Origin of the sequence: Candidatus Sororendozoicomonas aggregata (genome assembly GCF_031528575.1) — a bacterium.
GTDB classification, from domain to species: Bacteria; Pseudomonadota; Gammaproteobacteria; order Pseudomonadales; family Endozoicomonadaceae; genus Endonucleibacter; species Endonucleibacter aggregata.
The window spans coordinates 40,039-66,999 of the sequence record NZ_JAVLSP010000003.1; the positions used below are offsets into that span (position 1 = coordinate 40,039).

The window sequence follows — 26,961 nt, forward strand, 5'->3', positions numbered from 1 at the left end:
TCAGTATTTATCAAGATTCAACACTAAATAAGTGTCAATAAAATTACGAAAATTTAAAAAAAGTCATTTGATAAATTGCTATTTTGCACTGTCTTATCAGAAAAATGGTTAATCATCTGTTTCATGGTATAGAATGCAAATTCATTTCTATAGTTAATCTATGGGCTATAAAATAAGTATCGTCTCCTTAGAGTCATAATTAAAAGCCACATACTTATGGATGACATTCAAAGACAGTTTATAGAACAACGGATCGCTACAAAATTATTAGGCGCAGCGTTGCTGACAGCTTTCTTTATTGGTATTTTGTTGGCCAGTATTCAGATTTTTTTTGATATTTCTCAAACCAATATTGCACTGAATAAAAAAGCCCAGCAGATTATGCGCATGATTAAGTTGCCTTCAGAGCATGCCGTTTCTGTTGTGGATGAAAGTTTTGGGAAAAAGACCCTCAGAAGTCTTCAAGCCATACAGGATGTACATGTTGCTGCGATTGAATTGAGTAATGGAACAACACTGGCCATTGTTGAACAACCCTTATATCAGTCATTGAGTCGTCATTTTTCTGACAGCGTTTTTCAGCCTGTCAGAGAGTACAAGCTGCCGCTATACGCTGGCTCGAAGCAACGTGGTATTCTTAAATTGGCGCTTGATACCGGATATGATGGCGAGGCTTTTATAAAGAGAGGCATTGTTGTTTTTCTCTCTGGTATTTTCAGGCTGCTGTTACTGGCACTGCTTTTGTATTTGATCTTTACGGCTATTTTAACGATTCCCCTCAATAAGCTTATCAGGCGCTTATCATCGATAAATCTGGAACGGCCTGGGCAGCAGGAGCTGACGACACCTGAAGGACATGAGCGCAATGAGATAGGTGTTTGGGTAAAAACAGCCAATAAACTGCTGGCCAGTGCTGATAATCATTTTAACTTGCGTCAAAAAGCAGAAATGCAGATTATGCGATTATCTCATTATGATTATTTAACGCGTCTTCCCAATAGAAAGGCACTGGAAAAGCACCTTTCACAAGTTATAGCATTGGCAAAAGAAAATCAGATGTCAGCAGCAGTCATCTGTATGGGGATAGATGACTTTAAATCGTTAAGTGCCCATGTAAACTTTAATACAGCTGATCATATCCTTGTTACTCTTTCTGACAGAATAAAGAAAAAACTGGAAGGTCGGGTATATATAGGGCGACTTGGGGAAGATCAGTTTGCAATTGTTGTACAGAAAATTAGTCAGCCTTATGAGGCCGCGGAAATTGCGGAGACCTTGCTCGATACATTATCAGAGCCATTTATTGTTCATTGCGAACCCATTAGTATCAGTGCAACCATAGGCATCACCTTGTTTCCTAATGATGCGTTATCGGTAGATGCGTTACTTCAGCAAGCTGAGTTTGCCATGATCATGGCAAAATCAAGAAGTCATAACCGTTATCAGTTTTATGTCGCTACCGTGGACACACAGACGCGGCAGTTAAAGAAATTAGAGGTGGATCTCCACAACGCCCTTAAAAATGATGAGTTTTATCTGGTTTATCAGCCACAGGTGGACTATCAAAATAACGGTAAAGTTGTTGGGGCAGAGGCACTATTGCGTTGGCAGCATCCTGAAAAAGGGCTTATTTCCCCGGAAGTGTTTATTCCCATTGCAGAAAAAAACCTGGATATCATTGCTATTGGCGACTGGGTGCTGGAGTCTGCCTGTAAGCAGATTGCCGCCTGGAACCAGGAGGGCTATGGGGATCTGCGTATTGCTGTTAACCTGTCTGCTATACAACTGAGGGATAAAGACATTGGGGCACGGATCAGTGGCCTGGTTGATAAGTACAGGATTTCCCCGAAGTCGCTGGAGATTGAAGTCACAGAAACCTTCATTCTTCAAGATGTTGATCTTTCTGCTGAGCAGCTCAAAAACATTAAGGCCATTGGGGTAACACTGGCTATGGACGATTTTGGCACAGGGTATTCATCATTGAGTTACTTGAAACAGTTTCCTTTTGACAAGATTAAAATTGATAAGTCGTTTGTGGATGGATTACCTTTGCATAAAGAAAATGCGGTCATTGTGGATGCGATTATTCAGCTGGGCACAAATTTTAATCTTAAAGTGCTGGCTGAGGGTATTGAAGACAAGGATCAGGAAGCATACCTTATCAAGCAGGGGTGTATGGAAGGGCAGGGGTACTTTTATGGTAAACCCATGACTATCTCAGATTTCATAGACTACCTGGACAGGCGACAGGTATAGAATTTATGCCTTTTCGTACTGCCGGTAAAACACTTTCCAAGGCACAGCGCAGGGCTTCCTGGCTATGAATGCCAGGCTGAAAGGGATCTGCTAAAGGGGCTTGATGTATCCGGCAGCTCAGGGAGTGAGGCGTGAGCCTTTCTTCTGGCCAAATCAGCCAATCAGGACTCACCCTGGTCATTTGCTTCATCCATGTAAGCTTTTGGTTAATGGAAAGGGTGTTGATGGGTGATTCCTCAGGCTTCATATTGCCGATAAAAATTTTTACCGCATTACTGCCAGCAACTGCCTGAGCTACTTCATTCATCAGCAAAGCTGGTAAGATACTGGTCATAAAGCTGCCTGGACCAAGAATAATCGTTTCGGCTTTTTTAATGGCGTCTATGGCTTCTTTGGTGGGCTTGATGCGGGGGAGCAGGAACAAGCGGTCGGGTCGTCGCGCAAGCTTGTCAATTTGAGTTTCTCCCACAATTTGTCGGTCATCAAGCATTGCAGCCAGGCTGGCAGGCTCTTCTGACATGGGAATTAAACGCGCTTCGACCTGTAACATCTGGCGAATCAGATTGACGGCCTGAAGCGGTCTGACACACATCTGATCCATGGCGAGTAGCATCAGATTGCCTAGGTTATGGCCTGTTAGTTCACCACTGTCTTTTTTAAACCGGTACTCAAAAAGTACCCGGGCTAAATTGGGGTTGTCGGAACAGAGTTGATTCAAACAGTTGCGTAAATCCCCCCAGCCAATACAACCACTGGCTTCTCGCAGGCGACCCGTTGATCCGCCATTGTCTGTGGTTGTCACTATGCCAGTCAGACGCTGGCCCAGAAAGCTCAGGCTGGCCATGACCCGGCCAAGGCCATGCCCCCCACCAATGGCAACAATGTTTTTACATTGATGCAGTGTGTTGATTGATCGCATAGGTCATTTCGTGTGAGCAATTTGCTGATATCAGTCTATCAAACAGCTTTGTTCAATGTCATGTCTGATGCCTGAAAACGGTGCTTCAGTACAGAGGGCAGTTGTTGTTCCATATAATCTTGCAGCTTTCTATGACCAAGTTCATCAACACGTAAGCCTAACTTGCTTCTTCTCCAGAGTACGTCTTCTGTTGTATAGGCCCATTCATCGGCCATCAAATAATCAACCTCGGTCTGTGTCAACCCCCCGCCAAAGTGTTTACCCATATCGGCCTCTGACTGGCAGTGTTCGAGGAATTTATAGGCCAGAGATCCGTAACTGGTGCTAAAACGACGAGCTTGTTCAGGATTCAGCCATGGATATTTTCTGGTTAACTCTGCTGCGCACTCCTGTGCAGAAGTCATTCCCTCTGCGCCAGGTAATTGAGTATTGGCTGTCCACTGGCCGCTAGCTTCAGGATAGTATTTTGCCAGCTTGTTAACGGCCGCTTCACCGAGTTTGCGGTAAGTTGTCAGCTTCCCGCCAAATACAGCTAGCAGTGGTGTCTGCCCATCCTGGTCTTCAATTTCCATGGTGTAATCACGGGTAATGCTCTGAGGGGAGTCTGATTCATCATCGCACAGAGGACGGACGCCAGAGTAGGTTCGGATCACATCAGACGGGCTGATCTGCTTGGTAAAATGCTGGTTAACAACCTTGCACAGGTACTCAGTTTCTTCACCGGAACAGCTAACTTCTCCAGGGTCAGCGGTGTGTTTCACATCCGTTGTTCCGATGATGGAGAAGTCATCTTGATAGGGCAATACGAAGACAATCCGCTGGTCTTCATTTTGAAGGATGTAGGCTTTGGGTTCGTTATGGATTTTTGGCACAATAATGTGGCTTCCCTTCACGAGAGAGATACCATGGGGTGACGGGCGGTTGAGGGTACCTTCCATTACGCTTTTTACCCAGGGGCCAGCTGCATTCACCAGACCTTTAGTTTTAATGACCTGCTCAGTGTTATTGAAATGATCTTTTAGCTTTACATGCCATAGGTTTCCTTCCCTCCATGCCCTGGTCACTTCTGTCCGGGTTTGTACCGTGCCACCCAATGCCTGCAACTTCATTGCATTAAGAACAACAAGACGGGCATCGTCTACCCAGGCATCGGAGTATTCGAACCCTTTCTTAAATGTTGGTTTTAAAGGAGAGTTCTCCGAAAATTTTACCCCTGTGCAGCCTGCAAGCGTGGTTCTGCGGCTCAGGTTGTCGTAGAGAAACAGACCAATCCGAATCATCCAGGCAGGGCGAAGCTGTGGCCGGTGAGGCAGACAAAAGCGTAAGGGTTTCGCGATGTGAGGTGCCAGCTTGAGCAGCGTTTCACGTTCAGCCAGCGCTTCTTTCACCAGCCTGAACTCGTAGTGTTCAAGATAGCGTAGGCCGCCGTGGATTAGCTTACTGCTGGCAGAAGAGGTTGCTCCTGCCAAGTCGCTTTTTTCACAAAGGCCAACTTTCAGGCCACGACCTGCTGCATCCACAGCAATACCAACACCATTGATCCCACCGCCAATGACATACAGGTCATAGGCTTTATCGATGCTACTACTCACGTTGTTTTCACCTTAAAACGAACATTAGCGAATATGTAAAATGGCCAACCGAATCTTAATATTCCTATCGAACGAAATCAAACGCTCATTAGAGAAAATATTTATAGGGCAGATAGATAGAAAGCAACTGTCTTTCAACCTGAATTCAGGTTGAAAAGAGTGGGATAAGCTTGTGACGTATTTTAGGAGGTTAGCTGAAAAACTTGTGGTAGTAAGAATGCAATGAACAATGGTTCAGGTGTCAAGAATTTTCATCGTACCGGATGGTCAATAATCGACCATGACTGTTTGGTATCAATATCCATTAAAAACCAAAGGATTAGTCCACTACCTTGTTGTGGTTCCTGGTTGCTCTGGACCGAGGAGGATTTGATAACACAACGATACCGGGTTTTCTCTTGGCCTCAAACTAAAGAAGGGTGTCACAACAGGCTATGCTTCACTGATGCAGCGTGTAAAAGTAGCTAAACATGTTCATCTATCGCCTGTAAGCTGCCATTTTTCACCGCTTTTCACCTTGTTCCAGTTTTGCTCGCTACTTTTGCGACACCCGCTAAAGGGAGTCATGTGTGATTGTCAGTAGGTTCAGGTTCGCTTTAATTCAATAATACGTGGGGTAATCAAGAACATGCGGACACGTTTACTTTTTTTCTCGTTATCCATTCGGAACAGTTGCCCTAAAATTGGAATATCACCCAATAACGGCACCTGTGTTGAGGTACTTTCTGTTTCCTCCTTATAAAATCCGCCAATCAACAGGCTCTCGCTTTCATGAACGACAGCCTGGGTATTCAGTGAACTCTTGGAGACGGTTGGGAGTAAGGTAGGATCAGAGTTAGCGTCTTTGCCATCCTCAATGGCAATGCTCATGTGTATTTTGCGGCTGTCTTCTTCCCGCACCACTCTGGGCGTGACTTGTACAACCGTACCTGAAGTAACAGGAAACAGTTGTGCGTCCTGATTTGCTTCCACCTTGACGTAAGATGTGCTGGTATTATCCAGTACGGCTTCGAGATTATCCAGTGTGAGGATAGAGGGGCGGGATACAATGCGCGCTTCTCCCTGTTCTTGTAGCAAGCTGATGGTGGCGTTAAAACTGCCAATATGTGAAGAAATAATCGTTGTAAATGCTGGCCCGCCGTTTTCAGGGATTGCATTAAACTCAATCTCTCTGGCGCCATTGTCACCACGAATATTGTTATACTCCACACCAAGAGCATCGAGCTTAGCCGTATTTACATCGATGATTGACACACTGATTTCTATTTGTGCCGTGGGTTTATCCAATGATTTGACCAGGGTACTGTACATTCGCATTTTGCTTTCAAGATCATGAACAATGACAGCATTCTGTCGTGGATCTGCATTGATGAACACGGTTTCAGCGACAGCGCCCTCATTCAGAGACTCTTTTGGTGCGCCTGGCTTATCAAGTGTTTTATCTTTAACTGAGCGTGAAATTCGGGTAGCAGGTTCAACAGAGGGGGTACGGATCTCTTGATTAGCCAGTTGAGCGACGCCTCCCCCGCTGATGATGTTTTGTAAAATAGTTGCAACACCGGGCACTGTGACTTGCTCTCCGCGAAAATTATAGCTTTTGTCTGTTGCCCAGGCGTATTTCAGGGTGAACGTACAGACGGTCAGCTTGCTTTTCTGACGCATGCCTTCTTTCTCATCCAGTAGCATGGCTGTTTGCGTGACCAGTTCAACGTAACGAGGGGGGCCGGACACAAAAACAAGTCCTTCTTTCTGTTGTGACTTCCAGAAAAACCGGTTGTCCCACACGCCGACTTTTTTCAAGGTTTCTTTGAGTTCATCGGCGCTCAGGTAATTAAGGCTAAGAATTTGTTGCTGAGATGCCTTTGCGTTGTAGACATACAGGGTATGCCCATCAAAATACCAGATAAATCCATAGATATTGGACATATGGTCAAGAAAATCAACCGGGGTAAGCGGTCCGATCTTTCCGTTAACTTCCCCACCCACGTCTTCCGCCAGTACCAGTGGGATATAGTAACTGGCAGCAAAGTTTTTCAGGGCTTCGCCGAGGCTTTCACTGCTGCCGTAATAAGAGTAGGGGCGTTCACCAAAGGCAGATTCTGTCGGTGAAGGGTCATGCTCGCCGGGGCGGCGAACATAGTCTTTACTGGCGGCTCGGTGGGAAAGCAACTCATCATTGCCGCAAACAAAGTCCTCGGGAGGCTGTTCTTTTACCCATTTTACCTCTTTCGACTTGTCATCATCGGGATGGTTAACTGCGTAGTTATAGTCCACGTCCGGTTCACCTGGCTCATCCAGCTCACTCTGCTCACCCTGCTCAGGTGTTATCATTGCCTGAATCTGGGGCAGGGTCTGTTCACAGCGTGTAACACTGTCCGGTAAGCTGATGGCCTGGCCTGCAAACAGTTGCGCACGGGTATCCATCTGGTTAAGGTCTGCCAGATCCAGCAGCTCAACATCATATCCCTTGGCAATGGTAGTTAGATTTTCACCGGGTTTCACCCAATGCACGCAGGCCCCTGAGCCAAATTGTGACCAGCTGGCTTCGGCATGCACCTCCATTGAGAAAAGAAGCGCCAAGGCAATACGGGAAGTAGCCCCTGCTGTTTTTTTCATTGACATCCCGCTCAGCCTCCATGCTGCAGATACCTTAGGTACCCAGTCTGTCAAAACAGCTTGCTGTTTTTTTTGATCAACACTTCTCCTGTTTATATCAAATGTTTAGAATTCTCACCAGTATCCTTTGTGTTAAAAACTGAATGTTAAAACTGAATGTTAAAGCTGAAAGGTTTCAATAAACGACATTTATAGCCGATAAGCCAGTGAATCACCCGCCTGAAAATGGAGGTTAACTGTGGACGCAATTTCGTTTACTAATGGGCTTTCTGGTATATCAACATTAAGTAATACGCTGATTAACAAAGATTTTCCTAAGAATAAATCATCTTTTAAGCCATCAGGCGACAATGTAATTGCTTATACCTGGCGGGCATTGGAGTTTGATCGCACGTTTGAACACCGTGAAATGCGATTTGCCCTGAATTTATTGGATATGCAGGAGGCTTTGTCGCCAGAAGAGCACAGCACCATGATGATGCGGGCGTTGGCTGAATTTACCCGCTCCGAAAAGGAAGGGCCGGAAATCACAGAAGCATTAAAAGTCTTGAAAGAATCCAAAGCCCTACAGGATTCGCTCTATATGAGCCGACATGTGTTACACGCGGGTTAAACAAGATTAAGGGAATCATTATGGACAGGGAACTTAAGCAGTGGCTATTTTCACAGGCTTCTTACTATCTGGAATACCTGCAGCCTCGTAAGGGCATTGTTTTACTGGAAGCTATCCGTCGCCTGGAGCCTGGTAACCCGGATGTTCACCGTATGCTGAGTTATGCCTACCTGAAAGTTGAACGGCCAGAAGAATCGATCAAATCCGCCGATAAGTTTATGCAGTACGTTAAACCCGGAACCGATGTCCGGGCTATTAAATGGATCAAGGGACGGGCTCTTCTGAACAGGAAGAAACAGGCAGCAGCGTCTGAAATGCGCTAGTGGCCTGTCTAGCTTAATTGGCTATGGCAAGAAAAAGGCCGGTTTGAGGCGGTTTTTATGCTGATTCGAGAAAATAGTGGTGCTATTTAACGAGAAACAGCATAAGTAGTGGCCAGTTCAGCTTTCTTGTGTGCAGTCATTATTAACTCAGACAGGCTGCCAGGTCCCATTAAGAGCGATTATAAGCAATGAAAGCGCTAACCGCAGGCCTGAACAAAATTGGCAAGCGAAATGACCTGGTTTTGGCACTGTTTCTTGTGGCAATACTTGGGCTTATTATTCTGCCAATGCCCACCGTTCTGGTGGACTTACTGATTGCTCTTAATATGGGCTTGTCTACTGTTCTTCTAATGACGTCTATTTATTTGCGTTCACCGCTGGAGTTCTCTTCATTTCCCGCAGTCCTGCTGATTACCACACTGTTTCGCCTGGCGTTGTCTATTACCACAACGCGACTGATCTTACTGCAGGCCGATGCCGGTGAGATTGTTTATACTTTCGGTAACTTCGTGGTAGGTGGTGACCTGATTGTTGGGGTAGTCATCTTTCTGATCATTACTATTGTCCAGTTTTTAGTCATTACCAAAGGGTCGGAGCGGGTAGCTGAGGTGAGTGCTCGCTTTTCCCTTGATGGTATGCCCGGTAAGCAGATGAGTATTGATGCGGATTTAAGGGCAGGCTCCATTGAAATGGAAGAAGCTCAGCAGCGTCGTGAGCTGGTTCAGAAAGAATCACAAATGTACGGTGCCATGGACGGTGCCATGAAGTTTGTAAAAGGGGATGCTATCGCCGGGTTGATTATCATCTTTGTGAATATTACCGCAGGTGTTGCAATAGGCTCCGGGAGAGGTATGCCTGCCAGTGAGGCACTTCAGCTTTATGCCATATTGACCGTTGGTGATGGCCTGATTTCTCAGATTCCAGCGCTATTGATTTCTATCACTTCCGGTATCATTGTCACACGGGTTTCTAACGAGGAAGCCAAAGACCTGGGTAATGAGATTGGTGACCAGTTGTTGGATAAGCCCAAAGCACTGATGGTGGGAGGCTTTCTGTTACTCGGCTTTTCGTTGATTCCGGGGTTCCCGACTTTAACGTTTTTATCCCTTGCATTGTTGATTGGTGGTGGGGGATATTTAATATTCCGTAAAGACGTATCTGCACGAATGGCGGAAGAAAATGGCGGCATCCCTGCCATGGCAGCAGCGACGGAAACACCGGGAGAGGCGAAGTCACGGCTGGATCAGCAGGAGGAATTTACTCAAACACTGCCGTTGATTATTGATGTACCCACGTCGATACAGAACACGCTGGATACTTCTTCACTGAATACTGAACTGTTAAAAGTCAGGAAGGCATTGTATATGGATTTGGGGGTGCCTTTCCCGGGCATTCACCTGCGTTTTAATGATTCCATGGCAGAGAATACTTACACGATTCTTCTGCAGGAAGTGCCTGTTGCAAACGGTTACTTTAAGGAGGGCAGGCTATTTGCCCGAGAAACCAGCGATCATCTCGAAATGCTTAAAATACCTTTTGATATTGAGGATGAATTTTTGCCGGGCCTTGATTCAATCTGGGTCAGTGAAAAATACAAGGACCGGTTGGAGAAAAGCAATGTTAATTATATGGATGCATCCAAAATACTGACTTTCCACCTGGCCCATGTGTTAAAGAAATACGCTGAAGAATTTATCGGTATTCAGGAAACCCGGTATCTTGTAGAGAAAATGGAAAGCTCCTTTGGAGAGCTTATTAAGGAAGTCCAGCGACTGTTGCCAATTAATAAAATTACGGAGATTTTTCAGCGTTTAGTATCAGAAGATATTTCTATACGCAATCTTCGCTCCATTCTTCAGGCATTAGTCGTATGGGGAAATAAGGAGAAAGAGGTTGTTCAGTTAACAGAGTATGTGCGCTCTTCCCTGAAGCGTTTTATTAGTTATAAGTATTCCAACGGAAAAAACATGTTGCCTGTATACCTGCTGGATCAGGATGTTGAAGATACTATTCGTGGCGGGATCCGGCAAACTTCTGCCGGGAGTTACCTGGCACTGGATCCCAGTACATCAGCGCAGTTTGTGGATACGATCAAGAATACAGTAGGGAAAATAGGCCATTTGGAGCATAAGCCGGTATTAATTACGTCGATGGATATACGTCGTTATGTGAGAAAGCTCATTGAATTAGAGGTTTATGATCTTTCAGTGCTTTCCCATCAGGAACTCACGGAAGAAATTACCGTTCAACCGTTGGGAAGAATATCACTCTGATTCTTTTGAGCTTTGTAACAAGAACAAAAAAAGCCGCGCTTTCGCAGTATTTTTTCGTAGACCATTACCGTTTATCAAGGTGGAAAATGGCTGGGGTAGGAGGATTCGAACCTCCGCATGTCAGGATCAAAACCTGATGCCTTACCGCTTGGCGATACCCCAATAACGTCAATGGTAGCTAGGGGCAGATTTGAACTGCCGACCCCAGCATTATGAGTGCTGTGCTCTAACCAACTGAGCTACCTAGCCACTGAAAGACGGAGCGCATTTTGTCGATTTAAACCACTGATGTCAAGGCAAAATCTGTAGTCAGTTTCCACAGTGGACGGTGCAGTAGCCTGATGCGACTTGCAGGCACCGCAAAACCGGCCCTGCAATACAGGTCAATGGGTAGCCCGCACTAGGAGGCTGACCGAGAATAGCGCCCGTAGCGAGAACTGGAGAAATTGAGGATAAAAATTTCTGCTTCTGAGGAGAATAGCGGGGCTATTTGATGAAGAAGCAGGAATTTTTAGACCAATTTATCGCAACCGCAGTAGGGCAGTCTATTCTCGGACAGGCTCCTATGCAATTGACTGGCAACGAAGTGAAGGTATAAATCAGAGTCGTCTACAAAATAGTCACAGTCTCTCTATTGAAGCTCTATGGCTTTTTGTTTTCTTTGATTCGGTACTTTCTTGACAGATGCTATCTCCCTCGCCATCAACTACGCTTAAACCAAGGGATAAATTACATCAGGGAGGGCGTATGTCATATCCCCATAATCAAGGTATTATTGGCGAATCATCAGAAGCATCCCCTTTTGACCCGCCCATCGACGTGGTTTTGAGCAGCTTATCTTTATTGTTAACTGACCCTGCTTTTAAATACCTGGAAACCATCATGATGAGTGAATTTGAAGAAGTGGATGATCTTCGGGCAGAAGTGCTGGTAAACAGTAACGAATTTTCCAGTCAGGCGCTGAACCGTATTCTCGACCAGATTGATGAGACCATTGATGACTATCGCCGCAGTATCGCTCACTTGTGATACTATAGTTGCCTGAAACACTAAAGACGCAATGAAATGGACAGCCCCCGAAAGGTTGTCTTTTTTTTGCCTGTTTTTTCTGGAAGGCCGGTATCCACTCTTATGAATCTTTTGCTGTTAACCCCCGATGACTTTGTCTCAGAAGACCAGGTCAGGCTCACGGGGCGTCGCTTTAAGCATATTCGCCATGTGCATCGGGCCACTATTGGTGACCGATTAAGGGTTGGTGTTGCCAATGGCTTGATGGGGGAGGGTATTATTACCGATGCCAATGCTAACTTTTTGACAATGCAGGTTACTTTGACAGAAATACCGCCTCCAGCATTACCTTTGACGGTTCTTCTTGCCCTTCCCCGTCCTAAAATGCTTAAGCGAAGCCTGCAGCACTTGACGTCCCTTGGCGTTAAAACCATTGTGCTGATCAATAGCTACCGAGTGGAAAAAAGCTTCTGGCAATCGCCATGGCTCAGGCCAGAGGTTATTGAAGCGCAGTGTATTCTGGGTTTGGAGCAAGCCAGAGATACGGTAATGCCAACAGTGCTATTGGAAAAACGCTTTAAGCCCTTTGTGGAAGACCGCTTACCTGCCATGGCAAGCAATAAAACGGCGTTGGTTGCTCACCCTGCAGGGGCTAATCTCTGTCCCCGTCGTCTTAATACATCTGCTGTTATTGCTATTGGTCCTGAAGGGGGATTTATTCCCTATGAAGTGAAAAAGTTGGAAGAAGCTGGCTTTCAGGCCATCCACCTCGGCACACGAATACTCAGGGTTGAAACGGTTGTCACAGCCCTGGTCAGCAAACTTTACGACTAGGGTGCCACAAGGTATCTTCTGAAAGAGCGATTAAAATTTAATCATATTGGCCGGGAAGGCCGATCTTGCCAGCTATAACAGGTTACAACAACATGAAAGGTATAAAAGGACGTGTTACTACCTTCACTCTTCTACTGATGGCGCTATTGAGTCCTGTGGCCCAATCAACAGGCAAGAAGGCAGTTCTCCTTGATGAACTCTATGAGCAGGCCGGACTTTACCGACAGCTGGCTTGGGTTAAAGCCAGCATGACCCTCAGCTATGCAGACTATGACCTGCCTAATGACGTGCTTGATGCCTTTAATCAGGTGGTAACAGTGCGCTATAGTCCTGATTACTTTAAATTTTCCATGATGAATACGTTGGATCAGGCATTAACTGTTGATGAGTTATTGCGCTTGATTGAGTGGTATGAATCCCCCTTAGGGCAAAAAATCCTCAAACTTGAGGCCATTGCTAACAATCCTGTCAATGCACCCCGTATCCAGACCTATATTGAAGAGCGCCTGTCCAAGCAGTTACCCCGCTCGAGTCGCTCTGAGCTTATCGAAGAGTTAATGGTCGCCCTTGATGTTGTGGAGCATGGGACAGAGCTGGCAGCAACAACATCGGTGGGTGTCCAGCGTCTGTTACGGGAGATCATGCCCATGCTCGGCCCAAATAGTGACTCCTCTCAGACTCTCAAAGCGCGTGAAAAGCCTTATATTCGTCGTGAAATGGCCGAGCGGATGAAAGGGATTTTATTTTATACGTACCGCACCCTTTCTGATCAGGAGATCAGCCGTTATCTGGATTTTGCCCGTGGCTCAGCCATGCAAAACTTTCAGCGCGGACAGGTGCATGCAGTGGCACAAATGTTATGAAAATGTTCAGGTAGACTGTTTGGCCTGACCGGAAAAAATAAGTACATTGACAAATAATGCCCGTTAACCGCATTTACCTGGGAGGGGTATTCACGCCGAGCCTGTATAATTAAGCCTGTCAATAATGCTGTGGTTCAGCTGGAGCGCAGTGCGTCACGCACTATGCTAGGAGGCTGTCGGACTTAAGACAGTTTCGGCCTAAAATCCAGAAAGTGCGAGAAAGTGCGAGAAAGTGCGAGAAAGTGCGAGAAAGTGCGGCCAGAATTTCCGATCAATTTGCTTAAACAGGTCAACTATTCACACAAATTGATCGAAAATTCTGACTCGCCCTACTGAATTTTATGCTCGAAAGCATAAGTCCGACAGGCTCCTGGGGTAGTTTTTATTGCCACTACCCCAGGTTATTCAGCATGGTCGCAGCTGCATCACTATAAGCTTTTGTATCGTGTAGAGCCTCTCTGATAAGGTCTCGAGCTTCCCTGAGTTTAACCACCTCTTGTTCAGCTTTCCTGACTTTTTCAGCACTTTTATCCAGCGCTTTCGCTATCTTTTGATGAGAGGTTTTACGGAAAGTAAACGCCTCTTCTAATTCCAGTTTGCGCTTGGCACTTTTAGCATCACCGAGTTTGCGATCAGCGGCTTTGAATTTTGCCTTTAACTGGTTGTAGGCGTCTGAAAAACCGTCTTGTGTAACAGGTAACTCGCCATCATTATCAGGATCAAACAAATCACCATGATCACTGATGATTTTCTTAATGTCTGTTCTGTTGTTTAATACATCTTTTAATTTTTTGTACCGAGCCTGTTTTATGTCGTTAACATAATCGGCTTTATTGATTATCAAATCCCGGATCAGGGCTTCCCTTTTCTTTTTCGCCTTAGTGTTCTTAACATAATCAATAACAAGTGGATAGCTTTGTTTAATTCTATCTACCTCATTTTGCAGTGCTAATTTTTTTGCTGCTTCTCCTCTGCCAGCATCAGCGACTATTTTCTCTAAATCAATAGTTTCATATTCCAGCTTATTGCCATTCATAAGGGGAACTTTAATCTCTTTCTTGTTTTTCCCCATGGTGGTGTAGTGTTCGAACGGTTTATCCAGAAATTCAGTGAGTTTTTGGTGCTTTTTGGCAAACTTTCTGGCTTGGTCAGACTGAGGTTTGTACTGCTCTATCAGCTTCAATTTTGCGCCACGTAAAACAAATGATTCACAGTCTTGTGGTTTTAGTCCCTTGTAACATTGAGTTTGTGGGTCGACTTCACCATCAAGCAATTTCGGGTTGTGTTTTAACGCCTCGTTAGCAGTGAGTCCCAGTACGTCATTGTTACTATGCATTTTTCTGGAGTCGCCAATGAGTAGACGTTTGAGGAAGTTTATTGGGGCAAGTAAAGCAGATATTCTGCGTTTGTGGATACTGACTTTTCTGGGCTTATTCATCCCTGGCACAGGTCTGGTCAGTTTGGGTTGTAGATTCTCCGCAACAGAAACTTCTCTGGCGGCAAGGGATGTTGGCTCTGGTTCACTGGTTGTTGTTGATTGAATCAGGGGAGTATAGGGGGCGCTTGTTTTTTCTGCTGCTGCATGTTGTTGAACCTGCCGCGCTCTGACGTCAGGTATTTTTTTTGGTTGTTCAGGGCTGCTTGCCTCGATTTCTTCCCTTTCCGTTTGAGACTCAGGCTCTGGTATCTGATCGGGGTCTTTTATTTCAATTTCCGCAGAGAAAGGGGCTTCGGCAGGGAGCGTGTCAGCAATATCATCCCCTGATGATAACAGGTCAGCTTTGGCGTCAGTAGGAGATACTTCTTCAGCCTTACTTGTTGATGCCGCCAGTGCGGCTTTTAATTCTTGAACCTCTTTTTTCAGGGAGGCTATTTCCTTAAGCAGAAACGCCTCAACAGCCTCTTGTGGGACAATACTTCGCTTGCTGAGTGTTTTACCCTCAGGCAGTGAGGAGGTATCAGTATATGCGGGTAGCTGCTTGGCAGGCGTTTTATCCTCTGTCAGGGCAGTAACACTGTATCCTGCGAATGATTGATTGGCTGAATCAATGCTTTCTGGCGAAACTGCCAAGTCTAAAGCGCTTATAGAGGTACTACTACCAACACCATTACTCATAGGGATATCCTTATTAAAAATCCTTAAAATCCATTTACTGAAAAGTATAGCCCTTGATAGAAAAGCTTATTTTAAATAAACACGTGTGATTTTATGTAAAAAGACGGCGCTGACAGGTAGTCAATATTATGTCTGAATAAACACTGCCGACTGATAAGTACTACTTTCGACAAGAAAACCACAAAAAAAACTGCTCCACAAAAATAATAAATAAATCCAATCACTTATTTTGATAATCTGTTAATTCTCTGACTGAGCCATGGGTGTGAACAGGCGTGATGTAGAGAATTATAACCAATATTGGTATCACTGAGGTCGCAATCATTGGAATCACACGCCATTAAACATCATCTGTTCACTAGGAGCCTGACCGAGAATAGCGCCCTTAGCGAGGATTGCGAGAAATTGAGGATAAAATTTCTGCTTCTGAGGAAAATAGCGGGGCTATTTGACGAAGAAGCAGGAATTTTTAGACCAATTTATCGCAACCGCAGTAGGGCAGTCTATTCTCTGTCAGGCTCCTAGCAGGAAATCAGCATAAAACCCACCATCGATCCACGGATTATTGACGGGTGAACAGGCATTTTGATCACAACTGCATGGAAGCATTTTTTAGCTCTTCCAGAGTCCAAATAAATATAGAAAAGCCAGAAGGGCAACCAGGATCGTTCAGAGAGAAAACAGGTCACTATACCTGTCTTGCGCCCATGGATTTATCGATGCAGTTTGCTTTTGTGGATTGCTTTTGTGGAAAAAATAAGGTGACAGTGTCAGATATAACCAATCCTGCATAGTGATGAGTTTTAGGTTTTTTTCCATCAAAAGCCTCGGGAGCATGTGCGCTGGCAGCTATCTGTGAGTCTTCCAGGAACAGCCAGTAATCGTGCTTATGGCATCAATGAATGATGCCTATCGGTCTGTGTGCCGGGTATCAGCGGTGGTGGTAAAAATACAATCCTGTTTGATCACGCTTGTTACTCGTCAGGTTTTCTGGGAAAAATAGTAAGGGGTCTTATAAAAATAAAAATGAGAACAGCGTTATGTGTAAAAAAACCGCTCTTAATACCAAACTTTTTTATTTTCTGGATATTTTATTCGTTGTGGCGATTGCTTATTTTTTATATCACGGCTTTTCTAACGTGTCTGCACAGCAGAAAAAGCTACAGTCAGGCGCGAAGGAGCAGGTCAAAGCTATTAAGGATAAAACAACACGCTCTGCCGTTCTTTCAGTACCGAATCATGGCGCTTCCTCTCCGCAAGGGATTGATGTTTCCCACTACCAGGGTCAAGTGCAATGGGACAGGGTTGAGAGTCAGTACCAGTTTGCGTTTATCAAAGCAACGGAAGGAACCCACTACACTGACCCAAAGTATGATGAGAATATCCATAGTATTGCCGATACGTCATTGCTGTTTGGTGCATATCATTTTTTCTCTCCTGATCAGGATGCACTGACACAGGCGAAGCATTTTATAAAAACCACAGGAGATGTTGCTCACCCCTTGCCACCGGTGCTGGATGTGGAAGTGAATCCGTCAGATGGCAGTGAGTCCCTTCGGGCGGCGGTAAAAATCTGGCTAAAGCATGTTGAGCAGCAAACGGGCTGTCGACCCATCATCTATACCAACAGGAATTACTGGTCCCGGCACTTTGATGCCAGTTTTAATGACTATCCGTTATGGATCAGTGAATACACGACGGCTGAAGACAGGCTCAGGAGTATTCCCTGGTCTTTCTGGCAGTTTACCGAAAGGGGGCGGGTTGCTGGTGTTTCGGGGCTGGTGGATAAAAGCCGTTTTCGTGGCGATGTTACCCAGTTAGATAGTCTCAGCTGCTCATAGGAGTCTGTCCGAGAATAGACTGCGCTACTGCGGTTGCGATAAATTGGTCTAAAAATTCCTGCTTCTTCGTCAAATAGCCCTGCTATTCTCCTCAGAAGCAGAAATTTTTATCCTCAATTTCTCGCAATCCTCGCTACGGGCGCTATTCTCGGACAGCCTTCTGGACAAATACTCTACTAAAAAAAGGCGTTGGTTATGTTAGGACTCAAGCTTCCTGTGAAATGGTCAGCCCATTGGACCCGATACAGTATCCTTCTGTTGCTTCTTCTGCTTACCTTTATGACGTCCTGGTTTGCCTCAGATGGTGAGCTTTCCGTGGTGAATAAAAAACTCCTTGGCCAGACTTATCAGGAAAACCATCAATTTATCAGCAGTGCTTCAGACCGGGCGCAGACTATGCTGACAACGTTGTCAGAGTTGCATGCCGGGTTGATGGTATTACAAAGCAGTAATTTTGGTATCAGTTTTATTGTTGATGCCAATATTCAGCTAGGAAATGTGTTAACACAGCTGACTGATCTGGTCGGTCATGGTCGTAATTTTGCGCTTTATAATCTGGTGGTGCTGCATGTGCTGGATAACCTGCTAAATTTAACCCAGTGGCTAACGCCCTGGTTATTACTGATTGCTGAAGTCGCTCTGGTTGCCATGGTGGCAGCTGATACCTGGTTAGCGGCAAAAAACCGCTGGCATATGTCGATTATCCGTTTTAGTGAATCAGCATTGGCGGTTAGTTTGTTGATGATGGTTGTTTTCCCAGTATCAATCTCATTGGTCAGCCATTCCAGCAAAGCGGTGACGGAATTATTATATCATCAAAGTTATCAGGCGATTGTTGATACGCATCAGCATATTTTACAAAACACGGATGATAGCTCCATTAAAAGTGAGGCCAGTCGTTCCCTCAGTCAGTTTAAATCCACAAAAGTACAGATGTCACAAAAGGCAAATTATCTAGCCACTCATATGGCGAGGTATATTGCGGTGGCCGTGCTTGAGGTTTTTCTATTGCCGTTGTTATTTAGTCTGCTGATATTCTGGCTATGTACCCGGTTGATAAAACGTCACAGGCACTGGCTACATTGACACGTCATCACTGGCTTTGGCTAATAAAGGCGGGGGGGTATTAACGCCAGCATGCTGTTGGCGCTTTTATACCTTGATGGTTTAGTGTAAGTATCAGACAGTCAGAGTCCGTGCCTTGCGCCTTGTTGGGGATTGCTGTTGCTGTCAGCATGTAGCTTGCGCCGCTTACAGCCACACTGAGGGTATAAAATCCTTCTTTCGACAGGCTCCCACCAAGGGCGCTGATATCTGAAATAAAAGCATTGTTAATGGCGTAAGCACGTTCCTGCTCGGCAGCGGCCAGTGTCAGCGCGATATAAGCATCTGTCCGGCGGGTTTCCCGTAAGTACTGGTAATAGGAGGGAAGAGCGATTGCTGATAGTGCTCCAATGATTGCTACAGTGATAATCATCTCAATAAATGAAAACCCTGCCCATAACGGTTTCATCTGCTCGTCTCTCCCTGCGTTGTCTTATGCGCGTTTTAGTATTACTTAAAAGTATACGGGAAAACGATAGTGGTTGTTTAGCTGGTCAAGTATGTAACCTTTTTTATCAATGGGTTCCGTGAAAAGCCTTGAGCATCCAGATAAGAAAACTCGGTCAGGCTCCTGGGGTCCATAAATCAGGACGGCTTTTTAATAACAGTACCTGAGCGTATAGCATGCTGATAAGAAGACTTTCCTGAATGTGTGAAAATAAACAATTTTTATCGTATAACTATTGGCTGACCAGTTGCTGAATATCAGCATAACGTATAAGGGAAATCTACATGTGGTTTGTGTATATGCTTCTTGCTAGTGATCAAAGTATTTATACCGGTATTACCACCAATATAACCCGGCGTTGGCAAGAGCATACTGCAGGTAGGGCGGGAGCAAAGTTTTTTCGTGGGCGAGAGCCTGTTTACCTGTTGTACCTTGAAGCAAGTCATAATCGATCAACCGCTACAAAAAAAGAAATGGCGCTGAAGAAGCTTTCCCGTGCACAGAAATGGCAATACATTACGCGAACAGGTGATTTAAATAAGGTGCACGGTATTGAGCATGGCTTGCCAGTTTATTCATGGGATAACAAGTGAAATGGGTCCCAAAAATCAGGCAGTGGTGTATTCTCTCATCAATAAAATCGAATTTGTGATTAATCGTTATGCTCATCACAACATTTGAGTCATTGGCTCTTTCCTATTCCATCCCCAAAGGGGCTGCCGATTGCACCGCATATAATAAACATCCCATTTTGTATAACTGTTCACAATGCCTAACCAAGGCATACAAGAATCTGTTCTGATGCTCGTTGAACCTGAATTCAACGGCTAAATTCAGGTTCAACAAAGCCTGGATTACAAGGTAGAATGTCGTCATTTGGTTTAACGGGATGAAACCCTGTGTATAAGCTCTGTTTTTTTGTGCCGGAAGAACATGCGGAGTCGGTCAAACAAGCGCTGTTCAGAGCAGGTGCAGGCCGTATTGGTGATTATGACTGTTGTTCCTGGGAAGCGCCAGGTACCGGGCAGTTTCGCCCCCTGGCAGGCAGTGATCCATTTATTGGGCACCAGGGCGAAATAGAAAAAGTGCCTGAACTGAAGGTGGAGATGGTTTGTGCTGATGAGCATATCAGGGCTGTCGTTGCAGCGCTTCGTCAAGCTCACCCTTATGAAGAGCCTGCTTTTGACGTTTGGCGAGTTGAAGTTTTTTAGTTCACAAGGACACCAGTGAATGGTCTTATCATGCGCAATAGTGTAATTGCCCTGTCCACAGGGTTCCTGTACATTCCCTGTACAGGATGGCGGTGAGGTCAGAGCTCTCCGGCGAAGGCTTTTTGGCTGAGGGCGTTGAATAACGTGTTATCGACGTGCGAAATATCTTGAATTTTCGACTTTATAGTAGAGTATTTTTGATATTTGGCTACAAATATCTCCTGCTGTTCTATTGGTGGAGTCAATATTTTTAGCTTCTTAATCTGGTTTTGGAATAAATTTTTTTGGCTAGAAGAGTTAGCCTCTTTTTGCATAACTAGCTGTAGGTATACCGTTTGTAAAAATACCATAAGATAGTTAGGCAGCACTTTTGTTCTGTCCAGTTTTATAACAGCGACACTTCGTACTAGGCAAAACTGTTCATTTAGGGTATTCACAGAAACCCTGCCAATAGTACCAGAACAAGAAATAAGGACATCACCTTGCTCTATCGTTAATCTTTTCGAGATTCGCTGAAACTCCTTTTCTCCGACATAATCAACCTTTTCGGTAGTTGTATTTATGTATCCTTGTTGAATATTTCGGGCTGAAAGCAGCTTGTACCCCCTATCTTCCCGTTTCGGGGTTTGATGTTCACCATCTGTGACTTTTAAAGCTATACAGTCTATTGAGACTCTCTCCCACCCCTTCGGATTCGTCACCGGATCACCGAACATATCGAGGAAGACGCTGCGGAGGAAGTCGTCGGCGAGGGTGATGGCCTGCTGGCGCTTCTGGCGCAGTTGGTCGGCTTTGTCCAGAATGGCGGCAATGCGTTTTTGTTCGGGGAGTGGGGGAAGTGGAATTTTCCAGTTTTCAACATGGCTTCTTGATACTTGTTTAAACGTTGAACCAGTCCCTTCAGATTCAAGCTGTCGCTTGTTAACTTTAATAAAGTACCAAAGATAAAGAGCATCTAATGTTGGCTGAGGCTTTAATCCTGCGACACCCCGCCCCAGACAATATGTCATGTCAGACCAATTTATATCGCCAATTGTTGCCCGTATACAAAGAATAATGTCACCTTCATCGGATAATCGTGTGGGCTTTGAAGTAAATTTTTTCGGCTTTGGTTTCTCAAAGCCAAAATCACCCGCACCAGCAATGAGCGCGTACCCTTGCCCTTCGGTATTATAAGTGTCACCTTTAGGGGCTTGTCCCATTGTAATAGTGCAACACTCCTTTAATTTCACCAACGGCCAACTCACAACATCCCCTCCAGCTCACCCAACTCCTTCTGAATCTCCGCTTCCAACGCCTGCAAGCGCCCTAAAATCACCTTGGGCGGGTCGTACACTTCTTCCTCGTAGACCACTTCTTTATAGCGGTTGATGGACAGGTCATACTTGTTGGCTTTCAGCTCGTCTTTGGGCACCACAAAGGCTTTTTGCGTACGGTCTTCGTAGTCGTTGTCTGTTTCGATAGATGGATTCCCGCCTTCGCGGGAATGACGGAGCTTATGCCCCATAAAGTTACCCGTCGGTAAGCCTAACTGTTGGCGATAATGCTGCCAACTGGCAATCAGGTGGGGCAGGTCGTTTTTATCAATGGGATTACGTTTGTCATCCAGACTAAAGCCGTCGTTTTCTAAATCGTAAAACCACACGTTGCTGGTCTGGCCGCCTTTGGTAAAGATCAGAATCGCCGTAGCCACACCCGCATAGGGTTTAAACACACCGGAGGGCAGGTTAATCACGGCTTCGAGCTGGTTATCGTCTACCAACGTTTTACGCAAACTCTGGTGGGCTTTGCTGGAGCCAAACAGTACGCCCTGGGGCACCACCGTAGCACTGCGACCACCCACCTTGAGCATTTGCAGAATACGGGCGCAAAACAGCAGCTCGGTCTTTTTGGTTTTAACGGTTTTCAGAATCTTCGGGTCAATGTCTTCTTCGTCCAGCGTGCCGGTAAAGGGCGGGTTGGCAAGGATCAGATGAAAGGCATCGTGGGAGGCTTCGGGGTATTTATCGCTGAACCCCTGGCTCATGGTGTCCTGATAGTGAATATCGGGCGCGTCCACCCCATGCATAATCAGGTTCATGGCGGCAATACGCAGCATGGTGCTGTCGAAGTCGTAGCCGTGGAACATATCCGTATCCACATGGTTGCGGTAATCGCCTAGCTGATCGCCGGAGAAAATGAGTTGCTCTTCCAGCTCGCCCTTTTCATTCACCACGTTTTCACGGTGAACAGAATCCAGCGAGCTGTAACGCTCCAGCAGGTATTCATAGGTAGTGGATAAAAAACCACCCGTACCGCAGGCCGGGTCACAAATACGCTCGTGCCGGGCGGGGTTGGGTTCCATCATCTCCACCATGGCGCGGATAATATGCCTCGGGGTTCGGAACTGGCCGTTAATGCCTGCCGTGGTGAGTTTGCTCAGCAGGTATTCGTACAAATCCCCTTTGGTATCGCCCCTATCCAGCGGCAAGGCTTTGATCATCTCAACGGCTTTGACCAGCAGGTTTGGCTTTACAATCTCCAGCCGGGCATCTTTCATAAACTCACCTAGCAGTGAGCCACTGTCGCTCAACTGGCGGAAATGGTCAAACACCTCTTCTTTGACCACCTCCATCATCTCGTCAGCGCCAAGGTTGCAGTACTGACCAAAGCGGTAGGCTTGCTCGTGGGCTTTAAAGCGGGGCTTAAACTCGACGCCGGTTAATGCCTTTTTCTTCTCGTCCTTGCTCTCCAGCGTATCCAGCATACGGGAATACATCAGGTAGGTGATTTGCTCAATCACGGTGAGGGGGTTAGTAATGCCCCCCACCCAGAATTCTTCCCACAGTTTGTCGATGGTGCTTTTTAACTCGCCGGTGATCATAAACCGCACATCTCATAAGAAAGGCTAAAAAATGAGGCTATCATAAGGCGTGTGGCAGGTATATCGCTACACTTTCAACCTTTGCTGTGGGTTAGCAATGTTAAGTAAGTACTTATTGACAGATTTGGGGATTGAGGCTAGTTTTAACGTAACACACCCGCCATGCCTCTCGAAGAAGCACACTTTGGTGGGTTTTTTATTTCTATCTCATATAAAAAGCAGTTTGCCTATAACTATACTAAAGTAGTCTCCACGCCTGATGACCACTTTCCATAAAGATCCGTTAAACATCGAACAGCAAGTTGATACGTTGCTCGGCCGTGGTTTAGTTATTGATGACCGGGCCTTTGCAAAAAGTTATCTAAGCAATATCAGCTATTTTCGTCTTAGCGCCTATACTCGCCCATTCTACATACCTGAAAGTGACCCCCATCAATTCAGGCCGGGAACGACATTTGATGATGTCCTTACTCTTTATACATGTTACCGGTTTAAAGTGTACCCACCTCCCATACAAGCCTTTGTGCGAGAGTACAGGGAGGGCAATGTTACCGCACCGGTGTCAGCGTGACGGTCAACTCATCAACAATGCCTTTAATGGCATTAACCTGATCCCTATCGCTAAACACACCGGTAATGCCTTCGCCATGAATACGGGTAAAGGGCTGCTCAAACAATTGCTTCATTTCTACGGTACCGTAGTCCCGTATATGGTTTTTCAACAGTTCCAGAAAGCGTATTTGCTGGCTATTAAGCTGATGCGTGGCCGCAAAATCGGCAAAGCGGGCAGCGACCGCGGCACTGTCCATGCCCACCAGTGTCCGCAGAATATGATCAAGCTTAGTGCTGGCTTGGGGATAAAAGCTTTTCAGCACGTTGATATCCACGTTGGGGTTTTGAATCAAGACCAGCTTGGCCAGTTCGTCCAGCTCTTTGTCGGAAACAGGCTCCCCCTGACGGATTTTGACCAGCACAGGGTTCGTGGTAAACAACGGCTCAAGGGCACCTTGCACCTGTTGACGATACAACTTGAAATCAACGCTGCGGATATCCGTTTGCCGGGTGTCCTGTTGGATTAGCGTTGTGTCTTCCGTGATATCGGTATGGACCACAGGCTCAGGCGGTGTGGTTACTTTTTCCATCAGGCGCATAATGCCCCGCAGGGTTAACCGTGCCTGCTCCAGCTCACCAAAGGTGGTATTCTGCCACCAGTCCCTGTCACGCAACGTATTTATCAACTCACCGTGTTGTTGCACCTGCCCTAAATGGGGAGGCAACCGATCCAACTTTGCCAGGATGCTCTGGTGGCTTTGTGTCAGCTTATCCTTATTGGTATAGAGTGCTGTTTGTGCCTCAATCATATCCATATCAAAGCGAATGGCATCACCCTGACCGCGTACATCCAGCCATTGCATCAAGGGGGCAATATCATCCAATAACAGCTGTTTGGTCTGGGGTGCCAGTTGCTCTAAACGTTTGGTATCCGACAGTTTGGCTTTGCTTTGCCATTTTTCCCGCACGGCAATGGAGTTTTCATCCAGCGCGGTCATTTGCTCCAGCAGCAGCTTGGCAACGGTACTAACAGTGCCTTGCTCAAACTTTTTCTGGGCAGCCACTGACAACGCTACCCATGCCTCCAGGCGTTTTTGTGCCTGTGATTTATCAGGCGTGGTTTCTGCTTCATCGGGGTTCATCCCGAAATAGTCGAAGTTGCCCCAATGATCAAAAATGCGGAACTGTTTTTTATCCAGTCCCGGACCCAACAGGTTTTTGCGCAGGCGGGTGCCCCGGCCAATCATCTGCCAGAACTTTACCTTGGACTTGACGGGTTTGGCAAAGACAAGGTTGAGTACCTCCGGCACATCAATACCGGTATCGAGCATATCCACAGAAATGGCAATGGTAAGCTGGTTGTTACTGCCCTCACCTTTAAAGTCATCAATTAACTGCTCGGCACGAGGGTCGTAGTTATCGATCACCTGACAGAACTTACCGCTAAATTGCGGGTATAACTCGTCAAAGCAGTTTTGCAGCAGTACGGCATGGTTATGGTTACGGGCGAAAATAATGGTTTTACCGGGCAGTGAGCCTTCGGCATCCTTCAGGCTGTTTTCCATCAGGTTGCGGATAATGGCACGGTTGGTGTCACGGTTATAAATGGCTTTATCCACGGCTTTAGCATCAAAATCAAGGGTGTTGGGGTCAATGCCCTGTTCTTCCAACTCGGCCAGCTGTTGGTCACTTAGCGTGTGTTTACTGATGCCTTCGCGCAGGAATTGTGTCGTATGGGTGACAACCTCAAATGGCGTGAGGTTATCGTCAGCAATAGCGTCTTCGAGCGTATAGTTAGCCGTTGGGATGCGATCTTCGCAGCCAAACAAGCCGAAGGTCGTACGGCTCACCATATCCACTGGCGTGGCCGTTAAACCAATTTGCAGGGCATCAAAGTATTTGAAAATATCGCCGTACACATTATAAATTGAGCGATGTGATTCGTCGGCAATGATCAGGTCAAAGTAGCCCACGTCAAACTGATCCATAATATTCAGCATACCGGGGTAAGTCGCGATAAAGATGCGTGCGGTATCCTGCCCTTTTTTATCACTTTTACCCACGACGTGTATCGGGTCATTGATAAAGTCGTTATAGGCATTGCGCGCCTGCTTACGCAGCTCTTTTCGGTCGCATAAGAACAGAACCCGTTTAGCCCAGCGGGCATCGAGCAGCAACTTGGTCAAAGCGATGGCAACCCGGGTTTTACCCGTGCCGGTAGCTTGTACGATCAGCGACTTTCGGTGTTTATCAGTAAATCGCTCCGCTACCCGTGTAATGGTTTCCAGCTGATATAAACGGCCAGCAATGTCTGTGGCTTTGGGAACATCGGCTAACACTTTGCGGCTGCCGCGCTGCTGAATTAAGTAGTCCAGGGAATCCTTACTGTAAAAACCAAACAGTTTACGCGGAGGGTAGCCTTGTGCGCTGTGGTCATCCCATAGAAAGATATCGTAGCCATTGGTGTAAAAAATTACAGGGCGCTGGCCGTGTTCTTTTTCCAGCCAGTCAGCATAGAATGCTGCCTGTTTGCGTCCCTTTTCAGCATTGTGTTGTGTGCTTTTGGCCTCAATCACAGCGAGTGGTTTTTGTTTATCATCCCACAGTACATAGTCAGCATACCCGTCGTCGGTTTTAGTGGGTTGCTCTTTTACCGGATGTTCCTGCGTCACTGTTTCGGTGTTTTGTCCATTACCCGCCACATCCCATCCCGCACTGATCAGTCTGGAATCAATCAGGCGTCGGCGGGTTTCTGCCTCATTCATTTCCAGCGCATTGGCGGCGACTTCATTTTTCGTACGCAATGCTTCCAGACGTTTTTGGAAATCATCAGCTTTTTCTTTTTCGAGCTGAAGCGCGCGGATAACAGCCATTTCACGCTGCTGTGCTGCTTCCAACTCTTCCTGCGCCTGTTGTAATTGTGCCTGCTTTTGGGAAAGGGCTTTTTGGCTGAGTGTCGTTTGTGTAGCCGGTGGCTCAGGTAGGGTAAATTTACCCATGTCATCGGCATGGCCGTTGGCATAACGCAGATATAGCCAGGCACCAATAATGGCGGCTTCCCGCAATAGCCAGGCAGCGTCACTTGCCTTTATTTTGTCTCCATGGGCTGCCCGGTTTCCATGAATCCGCAAGGCGCCCATCTTCATAGTCACCTGCTCAGGAATGGCGCTTTTAAAGCTATTGTCTGACAACAGGTCATACAGGCTGACACGGTAGCCTTCAGGCAGCTTTTCTTCCCGGTATAGCCAGCGAACGACTTGCTCTAAATAGTTCCTTAACTTGACCAGACAGCTTTCCGGGTCTGTGTGAACATAGTCTTCTGCTTTCGCACCGAGATTCGCCAGTTCCGGCCACCGGTGGCGCAACATTTCAAAGTTGATGGATGGTTTCAACACACGACGTCCCCCTACACGGCCCTTAAAAGACAAGCGCTATGATACTGATAAGGTAGTGTATGGGATTTTTTTCTGAAAAAGTACCAATGCACACTTAAAAGAAGAATATGCGAATTTAGATCGTATAATGGAGG

The 26,961-nt window shown here is 46.1% G+C and carries 20 protein-coding genes and 2 tRNA genes; 12 read left to right on the forward strand and 10 right to left on the reverse strand.

Annotated elements, in window-relative coordinates; translation table 11 throughout:
• Positions 1-216: 216 nt before the first annotated feature.
• Positions 217-2,256, forward strand: coding sequence for a putative bifunctional diguanylate cyclase/phosphodiesterase (locus V4C51_RS01025; protein WP_330924261.1), 2,040 nt, complete (start codon positions 217-219; stop codon positions 2,254-2,256).
• Here V4C51_RS01025 and yvcK read toward each other — a convergent pair.
• The 3 genes from yvcK to sctC form a co-directional block, all read right to left on the reverse strand.
• Positions 2,225-3,175, reverse strand: coding sequence for a uridine diphosphate-N-acetylglucosamine-binding protein YvcK (yvcK, locus tag V4C51_RS01030; protein ID WP_330924262.1), 951 nt, complete (start codon positions 3,173-3,175; stop codon positions 2,225-2,227). The two genes, V4C51_RS01025 and yvcK, sit on opposite strands and share 32 nt — an antisense overlap.
• Positions 3,176-3,213: 38 nt before the next feature.
• Positions 3,214-4,767, reverse strand: a complete 1,554-nt coding sequence (gene glpD, locus V4C51_RS01035; RefSeq protein ID WP_330924263.1) for a glycerol-3-phosphate dehydrogenase — start codon at positions 4,765-4,767, stop codon at positions 3,214-3,216.
• 585 nt (positions 4,768-5,352) lie between these two features.
• Positions 5,353-7,389 carry a type III secretion system outer membrane ring subunit SctC gene (sctC, locus tag V4C51_RS01040; protein ID WP_330924264.1) on the reverse strand — a complete coding sequence of 679 codons (2,037 nt, stop codon included), beginning with the start codon at positions 7,387-7,389 and terminating at the stop codon, positions 5,353-5,355.
• 232 nt (positions 7,390-7,621) lie between these two features.
• Here sctC and V4C51_RS01045 point away from each other — a divergent pair, with 232 nt between their 5' ends.
• From V4C51_RS01045 to sctV, 3 genes are all read left to right on the forward strand, one after another.
• Positions 7,622-7,996 carry a hypothetical protein gene (locus tag V4C51_RS01045; protein ID WP_330924265.1) on the forward strand — a complete coding sequence of 125 codons (375 nt, stop codon included), beginning with the start codon at positions 7,622-7,624 and terminating at the stop codon, positions 7,994-7,996.
• A gap of 20 nt (positions 7,997-8,016) precedes the next feature.
• Positions 8,017-8,319 carry a tetratricopeptide repeat protein gene (locus V4C51_RS01050; RefSeq protein WP_330924266.1) on the forward strand — a complete coding sequence of 101 codons (303 nt, stop codon included), beginning with the start codon at positions 8,017-8,019 and terminating at the stop codon, positions 8,317-8,319.
• 188 nt (positions 8,320-8,507) lie between these two features.
• Entirely contained in the window at positions 8,508-10,592 is a 2,085-nt protein-coding gene (gene sctV, locus V4C51_RS01055; protein ID WP_330924267.1) for a type III secretion system export apparatus subunit SctV, read from the forward strand.
• Between the two features lie 87 nt (positions 10,593-10,679).
• Here the strand turns inward: sctV and V4C51_RS01060 are convergent.
• Positions 10,680-10,754 (reverse strand) — tRNA-Gln (locus V4C51_RS01060).
• Positions 10,755-10,764: 10 nt separating this feature from the next.
• A tRNA-Met gene (locus V4C51_RS01065) sits at positions 10,765-10,841 on the reverse strand.
• A gap of 498 nt (positions 10,842-11,339) precedes the next feature.
• Between V4C51_RS01065 and V4C51_RS01070 the strand changes: the two genes are divergently transcribed.
• From V4C51_RS01070 to V4C51_RS01080, 3 genes are all read left to right on the forward strand, one after another.
• Positions 11,340-11,621, forward strand: coding sequence for a hypothetical protein (locus V4C51_RS01070; protein WP_330924268.1), 282 nt, complete (start codon positions 11,340-11,342; stop codon positions 11,619-11,621).
• A gap of 36 nt (positions 11,622-11,657) precedes the next feature.
• Complete coding sequence (locus V4C51_RS01075; RefSeq protein WP_330924269.1) at positions 11,658-12,434, forward strand: 16S rRNA (uracil(1498)-N(3))-methyltransferase; 777 nt, start codon at positions 11,658-11,660, stop codon at positions 12,432-12,434.
• Between the two features lie 92 nt (positions 12,435-12,526).
• Positions 12,527-13,297, forward strand: a complete 771-nt coding sequence (locus tag V4C51_RS01080; RefSeq protein WP_330924270.1) for a DUF2059 domain-containing protein — start codon at positions 12,527-12,529, stop codon at positions 13,295-13,297.
• 391 nt (positions 13,298-13,688) lie between these two features.
• Here V4C51_RS01080 and V4C51_RS01085 read toward each other — a convergent pair whose 3' ends face one another.
• Entirely contained in the window at positions 13,689-15,413 is a 1,725-nt protein-coding gene (locus V4C51_RS01085; RefSeq protein ID WP_330924271.1) for a hypothetical protein, read from the reverse strand.
• A 1,040-nt stretch (positions 15,414-16,453) separates the two neighbouring features.
• On the opposite strand from V4C51_RS01085, the gene V4C51_RS01090 reads away from it, so the two are divergent.
• On the forward strand, positions 16,454-17,254 hold the full coding sequence (locus tag V4C51_RS01090; protein WP_330924272.1) for a glycoside hydrolase family 25 protein: 801 nt from the start codon (positions 16,454-16,456) through the stop codon (positions 17,252-17,254).
• A gap of 195 nt (positions 17,255-17,449) precedes the next feature.
• Positions 17,450-18,340 carry a hypothetical protein gene (locus V4C51_RS01095; protein ID WP_330924273.1) on the forward strand — a complete coding sequence of 297 codons (891 nt, stop codon included), beginning with the start codon at positions 17,450-17,452 and terminating at the stop codon, positions 18,338-18,340.
• Positions 18,341-18,380: 40 nt separating this feature from the next.
• Here the strand turns inward: V4C51_RS01095 and V4C51_RS01100 are convergent, their stop codons facing one another.
• Positions 18,381-18,767, reverse strand: coding sequence for a type IV pilin protein (locus tag V4C51_RS01100; RefSeq protein ID WP_330924274.1), 387 nt, complete (start codon positions 18,765-18,767; stop codon positions 18,381-18,383).
• A 323-nt stretch (positions 18,768-19,090) separates the two neighbouring features.
• Between V4C51_RS01100 and V4C51_RS01105 the strand changes: the two genes are divergently transcribed.
• Together V4C51_RS01105 and V4C51_RS01110 are read left to right on the forward strand one after the other, a co-directional pair.
• On the forward strand, positions 19,091-19,399 hold the full coding sequence (locus V4C51_RS01105; protein ID WP_330924275.1) for a GIY-YIG nuclease family protein: 309 nt from the start codon (positions 19,091-19,093) through the stop codon (positions 19,397-19,399).
• Positions 19,400-19,705: 306 nt separating this feature from the next.
• Positions 19,706-20,017, forward strand: coding sequence for a YqfO family protein (locus V4C51_RS01110; protein WP_330924276.1), 312 nt, complete (start codon positions 19,706-19,708; stop codon positions 20,015-20,017).
• Positions 20,018-20,115: 98 nt separating this feature from the next.
• Here V4C51_RS01110 and V4C51_RS01115 read toward each other — a convergent pair whose 3' ends face one another.
• Complete coding sequence (locus V4C51_RS01115) at positions 20,116-21,264, reverse strand: restriction endonuclease subunit S (protein WP_330924277.1); 1,149 nt, start codon at positions 21,262-21,264, stop codon at positions 20,116-20,118.
• Positions 21,261-22,880, reverse strand: a complete 1,620-nt coding sequence (locus V4C51_RS01120; RefSeq protein ID WP_330924278.1) for a type I restriction-modification system subunit M — start codon at positions 22,878-22,880, stop codon at positions 21,261-21,263. Before V4C51_RS01120 ends, V4C51_RS01115 begins: the two co-directional genes overlap by 4 nt.
• A gap of 259 nt (positions 22,881-23,139) precedes the next feature.
• Here V4C51_RS01120 and V4C51_RS01125 point away from each other — a divergent pair, with 259 nt between their 5' ends.
• Positions 23,140-23,451 carry an Abi family protein gene (locus tag V4C51_RS01125; protein WP_330924279.1) on the forward strand — a complete coding sequence of 104 codons (312 nt, stop codon included), beginning with the start codon at positions 23,140-23,142 and terminating at the stop codon, positions 23,449-23,451.
• Here the strand turns inward: V4C51_RS01125 and V4C51_RS01130 are convergent.
• Positions 23,429-26,827: a DEAD/DEAH box helicase family protein gene (locus tag V4C51_RS01130; RefSeq protein WP_330924280.1), complete on the reverse strand. Its 3,399-nt coding sequence runs from the start codon at positions 26,825-26,827 to the stop codon at positions 23,429-23,431. The two genes, V4C51_RS01125 and V4C51_RS01130, sit on opposite strands and share 23 nt — an antisense overlap.
• Between the last annotated feature and the right edge of the window lie 134 nt (positions 26,828-26,961).

Coding starts and splice junctions, on each gene's coding strand:
- V4C51_RS01025 (WP_330924261.1), top strand. CDS start 217: ATGGATGACATTCAAAGACAGTTTATAGAACAACGGATCGCTACAAAA.
- yvcK (WP_330924262.1), bottom strand. CDS start 3,175: ATGCGATCAATCAACACACTGCATCAATGTAAAAACATTGTTGCCATT.
- sctC (WP_330924264.1), bottom strand. CDS start 7,389: ATGTCAATGAAAAAAACAGCAGGGGCTACTTCCCGTATTGCCTTGGCG.
- V4C51_RS01050 (WP_330924266.1), top strand. CDS start 8,017: ATGGACAGGGAACTTAAGCAGTGGCTATTTTCACAGGCTTCTTACTAT.
- sctV (WP_330924267.1), top strand. CDS start 8,508: ATGAAAGCGCTAACCGCAGGCCTGAACAAAATTGGCAAGCGAAATGAC.
- V4C51_RS01070 (WP_330924268.1), top strand. CDS start 11,340: ATGTCATATCCCCATAATCAAGGTATTATTGGCGAATCATCAGAAGCA.
- V4C51_RS01075 (WP_330924269.1), top strand. CDS start 11,658: ATGGACAGCCCCCGAAAGGTTGTCTTTTTTTTGCCTGTTTTTTCTGGA.
- V4C51_RS01080 (WP_330924270.1), top strand. CDS start 12,527: ATGAAAGGTATAAAAGGACGTGTTACTACCTTCACTCTTCTACTGATG.
- V4C51_RS01085 (WP_330924271.1), bottom strand. CDS start 15,413: ATGAGTAATGGTGTTGGTAGTAGTACCTCTATAAGCGCTTTAGACTTG.
- V4C51_RS01090 (WP_330924272.1), top strand. CDS start 16,454: ATGTGTAAAAAAACCGCTCTTAATACCAAACTTTTTTATTTTCTGGAT.
- V4C51_RS01095 (WP_330924273.1), top strand. CDS start 17,450: ATGTTAGGACTCAAGCTTCCTGTGAAATGGTCAGCCCATTGGACCCGA.
- V4C51_RS01100 (WP_330924274.1), bottom strand. CDS start 18,767: ATGAAACCGTTATGGGCAGGGTTTTCATTTATTGAGATGATTATCACT.
- V4C51_RS01105 (WP_330924275.1), top strand. CDS start 19,091: ATGTGGTTTGTGTATATGCTTCTTGCTAGTGATCAAAGTATTTATACC.
- V4C51_RS01120 (WP_330924278.1), bottom strand. CDS start 22,880: ATGATCACCGGCGAGTTAAAAAGCACCATCGACAAACTGTGGGAAGAA.
- V4C51_RS01125 (WP_330924279.1), top strand. CDS start 23,140: ATGACCACTTTCCATAAAGATCCGTTAAACATCGAACAGCAAGTTGAT.